We start from the raw sequence: 9,708 nt of genomic DNA on the forward strand, positions 1-9,708 counted from the left end.
ACCGCGCGTGCGAGAAGGCCGCGCATGCGGGAAGGGCGTGTTCAGAAGAAGGCCGCGCTCAAGGAGAAGGCCGGAAAAGCGCCGCGCCCGGGCCTCTCGTGAGAGAGACCCGGGCGCGCGCGCTTACCAGTGACGGGAAATCACCTGTTGTACTGGCCGAAGTCGTACTCCTCCAGGGGCACGGCCTCGCCACTGCCGGTGCCGAAGGTGTAGTCGGCCGCGGAGCCGTCGTAGCCGCCCACGGTGTACATGGCGGCCTTGGCCTCCTCGGTGGGCTCCACCCGGATGTTGCGGTACTGGGGCATGCCCGTACCGGCCGGGATGAGCTTACCGATGATGACGTTCTCCTTCAGGCCCAGGAGCGAGTCGGACTTGGCGTGGATCGCCGCGTCCGTCAGGACCCTGGTCGTCTCCTGGAAGGAGGCCGCCGACAGCCACGACTCGGTGGCGAGCGACGCCTTCGTGATGCCCATGAGCACCGGGCGACCGGCGGCCGGGGAGCCGCTCTCCGCCACCGTCTCGCGGTTCATCTGCTCGAAGCGCGGACGCTCCACGAGCTCGCCGGGCAGCAGGTCGGTGTCACCGGACTCCAGCACGTTCACGCGCTTGAGCATCTGCCGCACGATGATCTCGATGTGCTTGTCGTGGATCGACACACCCTGCGACCGGTAGACCTGCTGGACCTCCGCCACCAGGTGCAGCTGCACGGCCCGCGGGCCGAGGATGCGCAGCACCTCGTTGGGGTTGACCGCACCGGCCACGAGCTGCTGGCCGACCGTGATGCGCTGGCCGTCCTGCACGAGCAGGCGCGAACGCATCGACACCGGGTACGCGATCTCCTCCGAGCCGTCGTCGGGGGTGATCACGATCTTCCTGGTCTTGTCGGTCTCGTCGATGCGAGCCCGGCCCTCGGCCTCGGAGATCGGGGCGACACCCTTGGGGATGCGCGCCTCGAACAGCTCCGTGACACGGGGCAGACCGTGGGTGATGTCGGCGCCGGCCACACCACCGGTGTGGAACGTACGCATGGTCAGCTGCGTGCCCGGCTCACCGATCGACTGGGCGGCGATGATGCCGACCGCCTCGCCGACGTCCACGAGCTTGCCGGTGGCCAGCGAGCGGCCGTAGCAGGTCGCGCAGACACCGATCTTGGCCTCGCAGACGAGCGCGCTGCGGGTGCGGACGGTCTCGATGCCGGCCTCGACCAGCGCCGTGACGTGGATGTCGTTGATGTCGACACCCTCCGGGGCGATGATCTTGCCGTCGACCTCGACGTCCTCGGCCAGGATGCGGCCGTGCACGTTGGACTCGGCGTTCTCCGCCTTGACCAGGTTGCCGGACGCGTCGCGGTCGGCGACGTGCAGCGGGACCGCGCGGTCGGTGCCGCAGTCGATCTCGCGCACGATGACGTCCTGCGCCACGTCCACCAGACGACGGGTCAGGTAACCCGAGTCCGCGGTACGCAGAGCGGTGTCGGCCAGACCCTTCCGCTGACCGTGGGTGGAGATGAAGTACTCCAGCACCGACAGGCCCTCGCGGAACGAGGCCTTGATCGGCCGCGGGATCGTCTCACCCTTGGTGTTGGACACCAGGCCGCGGATGCCGGCGATCTGCCGGACCTGCATCTTGTTACCACGGGCGCCCGAGTTGACCATCATCCAGACCGGGTTGGTCGCCGGGAAGGCGTTGACCATGTCGGTCTCGACGTCGGCCGTCGCGTGCGTCCAGATCTCGATGAGCTCCTGACGGCGCTCCTCGTCGGTGATCAGACCGCGCTCGTACTCGCGCTGGACCTTGTCGGCCCGGCGCTCGTAGTTCTCCATGATGTCGGTCTTGTTCGGGGGCGCGACGACGTCCTCGATCGAGATCGTGACACCGGAGCGCGTCGCCCAGCGGAAGCCCGCGTCCTTGAGCGCGTCGAGCGAGTTGGCGACCTCGATCTTGGGGTAGGTCTCCGCCAGCTCGTTCACGATCGTGGACAGCTGCTTCTTGCCGACCTGGAAGTCGACGAAGGGGTAGCTGTCGGGCAGCGTCAGGTTGAACAGGCACCGGCCGAACGTGGTCTCCAGCCGGATGGCGTCACCCTGCTCCCAGCCCTCGGGAGCGACCCACTCGCGCGGCGGCAGGACGTCCTTCATGCGGATCTGGATCTTCGCCTGAATCTCCAGCTCGCCGCGGTCGAACGCCATCTGCGCCTCGGCGATCGAGCCGAACACGCGGCCCTCGCCGATCGCCCCGTCCTTCTGGGTGGTCAGCCAGTAGAGGCCGATGACCATGTCCTGGGTGGGCATCGTCACGGGCTTGCCGTCGGCCGGCTTGAGGATGTTGTTGGTCGAGAGCATCAGGATGCGTGCCTCGGCCTGGGCCTCAGCCGACAGCGGCAGGTGCACGGCCATCTGGTCGCCGTCGAAGTCCGCGTTGAACGCGGTGCAGACGAGCGGGTGGATCTGGATGGCCTTGCCCTCGACCAGCTGCGGCTCGAACGCTTGGATGCCCAGACGGTGGAGCGTCGGAGCGCGGTTGAGCAGCACCGGGTGCTCGGTGATGACCTCTTCGAGCACGTCCCACACCACGGGGCGGGCGCGCTCGACCATCCGCTTGGCCGACTTGATGTTCTGGGCGTGGTTGAGGTCAACCAGCCGCTTCATCACGAACGGCTTGAACAGCTCCAGCGCCATCTGCTTGGGCAGACCGCACTGGTGCAGCTTGAGCTGCGGGCCGACGACGATGACCGAACGGCCGGAGTAGTCGACTCGCTTGCCCAGCAGGTTCTGGCGGAAACGACCCTGCTTGCCCTTGAGCATGTCGCTCAGGGACTTCAGCGGCCTGTTGCCGGGACCGGTCACCGGGCGACCGCGACGGCCGTTGTCGAACAGCGCGTCGACGGCCTCCTGGAGCATCCGCTTCTCGTTGTTCACGATGATCTCGGGCGCGCCGAGGTCGAGCAGACGCTTGAGGCGGTTGTTCCGGTTGATGACCCGGCGGTACAGGTCGTTCAGGTCGGAGGTGGCGAACCGGCCACCGTCGAGCTGCACCATCGGGCGCAGGTCCGGCGGGATGACCGGGATGCAGTCGAGCACCATGCCGCGCGGCGAGTTGGTCGTGTTGAGGAACGCCGACACGACCTTGAGCCGCTTGAGCGCGCGGGCCTTCTTCTGGCCCTTGCCGCTGCGGATGGTCTCGCGCAGGTTCTCGGCCTCGGCGTCGAGGTCGAAGCTGATCAGGCGGTCCTGGATCGCCTGCGCGCCCATGCCGCCCTTGAAGTAGCGGCCGAAGCGGTCGCGCATCTCGCGGTAGAGCAGCTCGTCGCCCTCGAGGTCCTGGACCTTGAGGTTCTTGAAGCGGCTCCAGACCTCGTCGAGCCGGTCCAGCTCGCGCTGGGCCCGGTCGCGGAGCTGACGCATCTCGCGCTCGGCGCCCTCACGGACCTTGCGGCGCTGGTCGCCCTTGGCGCCGGCCGCTTCGAGCTCGGCCAGGTCGCCTTCGAGCTTCTTCTGCCTGGCCTCGACGTCGGCGTCACGGCGCTGCTCGATGTGCTGCCGCTCGACGGAGATCTTCGCCTCCAGCGAGGGCAGGTCACGCTCACGCATCTCGGTGTCGACCTGCGTGATCATGTAGGCCGCGAAGTAGATGACCTTCTCCAGGTCCTTCGGGGCCAGGTCGAGCAGGTAGCCGAGGCGGGAGGGAACACCCTTGAAGTACCAGATGTGCGTGACAGGCGCGGCCAGCTCGATGTGGCCCATCCGCTCACGGCGCACCTTGGCGCGAGTCACCTCGACGCCACAGCGCTCACAGATGATGCCCTTGAAGCGGACGCGCTTGTACTTACCGCAGTAGCACTCCCAGTCGCGGGTCGGACCGAAGATCTTCTCGCAGAAGAGCCCGTCCTTTTCCGGCTTGAGGGTTCGGTAGTTGATGGTCTCGGGCTTCTTGACCTCGCCGTGCGACCACTGACGAATGTCGTCGGCGGTCGCAAGACCGATCCTGAGCTCGTCGAAGAAGTTGACGTCTAGCATTTTGTGCGATCTCCCCCTCAGACTTCTTCCACGCTGCTCGGCTCACGCCGGGACAGATCGATACCGAGCTCCTCCGCTGCGCGGAAGACGTCCTCGTCCGTGTCTCGCATCTCGATGGACATGCCGTCGCTGGAGAGCACCTCGACGTTGAGGCACAGCGACTGCATTTCCTTGATGAGGACCTTGAAGGACTCCGGGATGCCCGGCTCGGGAATGTTCTCGCCCTTGACGATGGCCTCGTAGACCTTCACCCGGCCGAGAACGTCGTCGGACTTGATGGTCAGCAGCTCCTGCAGGGCGTAGGCGGCGCCGTACGCCTCCAGCGCCCACACCTCCATCTCACCGAAGCGCTGGCCGCCGAACTGGGCCTTACCGCCGAGCGGCTGCTGGGTGATCATGGAGTACGGGCCGGTCGACCGCGCGTGGATCTTGTCGTCGACCAGGTGCAGCAGCTTGAGAATGTAGATGTAGCCGACCGAGATCGGATACGGGAACGGCTCGCCGGAGCGGCCGTCGAACAGCTGAGCCTTACCGCTCTGCTGAACCATCCGGTCACCGTCGCGGTTGGCGACGGTGTTGCCGAGCAGCCCGACGATCTCTTCTTCATGGGCGCCGTCGAAGACCGGCGTGGCCATGTTGGTGCGCGGGGCGACCTTCTCGAAGCCCTTGTCACGCAGCCGCTCGGCCCAGGCCTCCTGGATGCCGGAGATATCCCATCCTCTGGCGGCGATCCACCCTAGGTGGGTCTCCAGCACCTGGCCGACGTTCATCCGGCCGGGCACGCCCAGCGGGTTGAGGATGATGTCGACCGGGGTGCCGTCCTCCAGGAACGGCATGTCCTCGACCGGCAGGATCTTGGAGATGACGCCCTTGTTGCCGTGCCGGCCGGCCAGCTTGTCACCATCGGTGATCTTACGCTTCTGCGCCACGTAGACGCGGACCAGCTCGTTGACGCCCGGCGGCAGCTCGTCGCCCTCCTCGCGGCTGAAGACGCGCACGTGGATGACCTTGCCCTGCTCGCCGTGCGGCACCTTCAGCGAGGTGTCGCGGACTTCGCGGGCCTTCTCACCGAAGATCGCGCGCAGCAGCCGCTCTTCCGGGGTCAGCTCGGTCTCGCCCTTGGGCGTGACCTTGCCGACCAGGATGTCACCGGGTACGACCTCGGCGCCGATGCGGATGATGCCGCGCTCGTCGAGGTCGGCCAGGACCTCTTCGGAGACGTTGGGGATGTCCCGGGTGATCTCCTCCGGGCCCAGCTTGGTGTCACGGGCGTCGACCTCGTGCTCCTCGATGTGGATCGAGGAAAGGACGTCGTCCTGGACCAGGCGCTGGGACAGGATGATCGCGTCTTCGTAGTTGTGACCCTCCCACGGCATGAACGCCACCAGCAGGTTCTTGCCCAGGGCCATCTCACCCTGGTCGGTGCAAGGACCGTCGGCGATCACCTGGTTGACCTCCACCCGGTCGCCCTCGGCGACGATGGGCTTCTGGTTGAACGAGGTGCCCTGGTTGGAGCGCTTGAACTTGGCGACCCGGTACGTCGTACGCGTGCCGTCGTCGTTCATGACCGTGACGTAGTCGGCGGAGACCTCTTCGACGACACCGGCCTTCTCGGCGCTGATGACGTCGCCCGCGTCGGTGGCGGCACGGTATTCCATGCCGGTGCCGACCAGCGGCGCCTCGCTCTTGAGCAGCGGCACCGACTGGCGCTGCATGTTGGAGCCCATGAGCGCGCGGTTGGCGTCGTCGTGCTCCAGGAACGGGATCATCGCGGTGGCGACCGACACCATCTGGCGCGGCGACACGTCGATGTAGTCGACCTCCTCGGCCCGCATGAGCTCGGTCTCGCCGCCCTTGGTACGGACGAGAACCCGGGACTCGGCGAACGAGCCGTCGGCGTTGAGCACCGTGTTGGCCTGCGCCTTGACGTAGCGGTCTTCCTCGTCAGCGGTCAGGTAGTCGATCTGCTCGGTCACCTTGCCGTCGACGACCTTGCGATAAGGCGTCTCGACGAAGCCGAAGGCGTTGATCCGGCCATAGGAGGCCAGCGAGCCGATCAGACCGATGTTGGGACCTTCAGGGGTCTCGATCGGGCACATCCGGCCGTAGTGGGACGGGTGCACGTCACGGACCTCGAACCCGGCCCGCTCACGGGACAGACCGCCGGGACCCAGCGCGGACAGACGCCGCTTGTGCGTCAGGCCGGCCAGCGGGTTGGTCTGGTCCATGAACTGCGACAGCTGCGAGGTGCCGAAGAACTCCTTGATCGACGCCACGACCGGGCGGATGTTGATCAGGGTCTGCGGCGTGATCGCCTCGACGTCCTGGGTGGTCATCCGCTCGCGGACGACGCGCTCCATGCGGGCCAGGCCCAGGCGGACCTGGTTCTGGATGAGCTCGCCGACGCTGCGCAGGCGGCGGTTGCCGAAGTGGTCGATGTCGTCGACCTCGACGATGACCTCGCGGTCACCGGCGCCCGGCATCGACTCCTCGCCCGCGTGCAGGCGGACGATGTACTCGATCGTGGCGACGATGTCCTCTTCGGTCAGCGTGCCCTGCGTGATCTCGGAGTCGACCCCGAGCTTCTTGTTGATCTTGTATCGGCCGACCTTGGCCAGGTCGTACCGCTTGGGGTTGAAATACAGGTTCTCCAGCAGGGTCTGCGCCGACTCCTTGGTCGGCGGCTCACCCGGCCGCAGCTTGCGGTAGATGTCGAGCAGAGCGTCATCCTGGCCGGCCGTGTGGTCCTTCTCCAGGGTGGCGCGCATCGACTCGTACTGGCCGAACCGCTCGAGGATCTGTTCGCTGGTCCACCCCAGTGCCTTGAGAAGCACGGTGACGGCCTGCTTGCGCTTGCGGTCGATGCGAACACCGACGCTGTCGCGCTTGTCGATCTCGAACTCCAGCCAGGCACCCCTGGACGGGATGACCTTGCAGCCATAGAGATCCTTGTCGGACGTCTTGTCGACATTGCGTTCGAAATAGACGCCAGGCGAACGGACCAGCTGCGAGACGACGACACGTTCGGTGCCGTTGATGATGAAGGTGCCCTTCGGCGTCATGAGCGGGAAATCGCCCATGAACACCGTCTGGCTCTTGATCTCACCGGTGGTGTTATTGATGAACTCCGCCGTCACGAACATCGGGGCGGAGAAGGTCATGTCCTTGTCTTTGCACTCATCGACTGAGTACTTGGGCGGCTCGAACCGATGGTCGCGGAACGACAAGGACATGGTCCCCGAGAAGTCCTCGATGGGACTGATCTCTTCGAAGATCTCTTCGAGGCCCGACTGGGTCGGGACGTCCTTGCGCCCGGCCTGGCGAGCCGCCTCTACCCGGGCCTTCCACTTCTCGTTGCCGAGCAACCAGTCGAACGACTCGGTCTGCAGAGCGAGAAGGTCAGGAACTTCGAGGGGCTCCTGGATGCGCGAAAAAGAGACGCGACGGGGACCAGCGGGTACGGCGGAGGCGTTGCGCGAGGCTGCCAACAGATGTCCTTCCGAGGGCTCGCGGCGGACTGACTACACGCACGCCAGACAACCTCGCAACGTGAGCAAGCATCACGGGTCGTCAAAGGGCAGCGCAAAGGGGCAGTGTAGCCGAACGGCACACGCCTGTCCACTTCGCTCTCGCTGCATGCTCCACGTTGGTCGCAGCATCGCCCGTTCAGGCGGAAACGTCAAGCCCACAAGCCCGACTTTTAGCCGACTAGGGGCCCGGACGCTGGGTTTTCTCCCCTGTGTGACCGGTCGCCTACCGCCAGGCCCAAGACGATACCCGCGATCGTGGGCGGTTAACGCTCTGTCACACCGAGGGTCGAACCCATGCCGACAACCGGTGTAGCTGTGACTGAGGTACCCCTGTCAATGGCTGCGCTAAACCTGATTTTTGGTAACAATTGAAGGAAGCGGCGCGCCCGTACGGTCAGGCAGTGCCCAGGAGGGTCGAAAGATCCGCCACCAGCCAGCGCGAATCTTGCCGCACCATGACGAACCTCGCCCGGTTCTGGGCGAACCGTGGTTCGGCCCCGTCTTTACCTGGGATCTCCTTGACCGTACCAGTGTTCACGAACAGCAGAACCTCGACGCGGTCGGGTGTCGCGTGCTCGATTCCGGCCCCCGCGACGGCCGCCGTCTGCACGATCTTCTGGGCCTTGGCCTTGGAGACCAGGGTCGTCGTCAGCTCCTTGTAGTGCTTGGTCAGTTCGCCCGTCGTGTGCGTGCCGGCCCGCGCCAGATCGGCCTCCACCGTCCGGTAGTCGTAGGAGAGCAGGTCCGGCGCGAACTTCCTGGCCGCGGCCATGGCCTCGGCGCCCGCCGCGTCGGCGTCCCGCAGGTCGCGCAGGTTGAACCACATCGTCGGCACCAGCACGCCCCCCACGACCACCAGGACGCCCAGCAGGACGATCATGAAGGTTCTCACACCACCTGCACCGCCTTCGCCACCAGCCAGACGCCGCCGACCTTGGTCAGGTCCATCGACCACCGGTAGTACCGCTCCTGCGGCGCGCTCTTCGAGCCGTCCCAGCGAATCTCCACATCGGCCACGACCAGCACCTTGGCGGTGGTGTCCGTCATGGAGACGAGCCCTGTGGCGCGCAGCACGCCGTGCTGGACGACCTTGTTCGCCAGCGTGGTGGACTTGAGCTTCCCGGCGTTGGCGGCGTATTCGGCCCTGGCCGCCCCCGTCGAGGTGTCAAGTATGCGCTGCACGTCGCCGGCGACGGTCTTGTAGTCGAGCGAGATCAGATTCTTCGCGTGGGTGCCGGCGGCCACCAGCACGGCCTGCCTGTCGCCTGCCCTGCCCTGCTCCTCGCGCGCCTGCGCGGCGATCCACACGCCCGTGCCCACCAGCACCGCCAGCACCCCGCTGAGCGCCGCGATCAGGATGCGAGCGGGCCGTACGGCAACTCCCGCCACGTCTGCTCACCCCTTCCCCGGTCGGTCGCCGGATCATAACGTGACACCCACTCAGGAAGCCTCTTAATCAACGGAGACGGTTGGCCGGCCACCACACGACGACAGACTCGGTCACACTGCCCCTCCACCCTGTGCCGCGCGAGGGGTGTGCGGCCCCATACCGTGCGACGGGGCGCGGTCACACTCGGCCCTGTGCTGTGCAACGGGGGCGCGGCCACACTCGGCCCTGTACGTTCAGCCTCCCGGCGACTCCAGCCCGGATGGCAGCCCGCTTCGCGTGTCAGCCCGCTTCGTGCGTCAGCCCACCGGCCCGCCCGCCTGCCGCTCACGTGCCGTGTAGCGCGCTCAGGCGCCCTCCTGGCTGGGCACCCTGCCCGGGACCATCTGCACGGCGGAACCGGGCTCCACCCCGCCCACGAGCCCCGCGCCATGGACCGCGCGACGGGCGGCGTACCTGGCCGAGAGCGTCCGACAGAGCGCGGGCACCTTTCCTGAGCGAATCGGTCAGGACCGCCAGATTCCCCGCAAATGCCTTCAGATGGCTCTCAGAGGGCCGCTGAGCGCCCAGCACGGCCCTTCCCTCCCGGAATGCCTTCCGCGGACAAACAAGCGTTCAGAGACGACGCCACGAACGCGCACGCGAAGACGCGCCGTGCACGGGCAGGCGATGCAGCGCCACGACGAGGACTGCCGAGCACCGCCGGTAATGTCCACCGCCGGGGTCACGTCCACCGCCGGATCATCCCCCGCCGGACCACACCCCCCACCGGACC

4 protein-coding genes are annotated in these 9,708 nt (G+C 66.7%); all 4 read right to left on the minus strand.

The genetic code is table 11. The features are described 5' to 3' along the window. Positions 1-140: 140 nt before the first annotated feature. Complete coding sequence (locus tag ETD85_RS38555) at positions 141-4,016, minus strand: DNA-directed RNA polymerase subunit beta' (protein WP_138694766.1); 3,876 nt, start codon at positions 4,014-4,016, stop codon at positions 141-143. 17 nt (positions 4,017-4,033) lie between these two features. After that, on the minus strand, positions 4,034-7,504 hold the full coding sequence (rpoB, locus tag ETD85_RS38560; protein WP_138694767.1) for a DNA-directed RNA polymerase subunit beta: 3,471 nt from the start codon (positions 7,502-7,504) through the stop codon (positions 4,034-4,036). A gap of 436 nt (positions 7,505-7,940) precedes the next feature. Next, positions 7,941-8,438, minus strand: coding sequence for a hypothetical protein (locus tag ETD85_RS38565; protein WP_240779702.1), 498 nt, complete (start codon positions 8,436-8,438; stop codon positions 7,941-7,943). Beyond that, positions 8,435-8,935, minus strand: coding sequence for a hypothetical protein (locus tag ETD85_RS38570; protein WP_138694768.1), 501 nt, complete (start codon positions 8,933-8,935; stop codon positions 8,435-8,437). The genes ETD85_RS38565 and ETD85_RS38570 overlap by 4 nt, the downstream gene beginning before the upstream one ends. Between the last annotated feature and the right edge of the window lie 773 nt (positions 8,936-9,708).

This window comes from Nonomuraea zeae, from assembly GCF_005889725.1.
GTDB classification, from domain to species: Bacteria; Actinomycetota; Actinomycetes; order Streptosporangiales; family Streptosporangiaceae; genus Nonomuraea; species Nonomuraea zeae.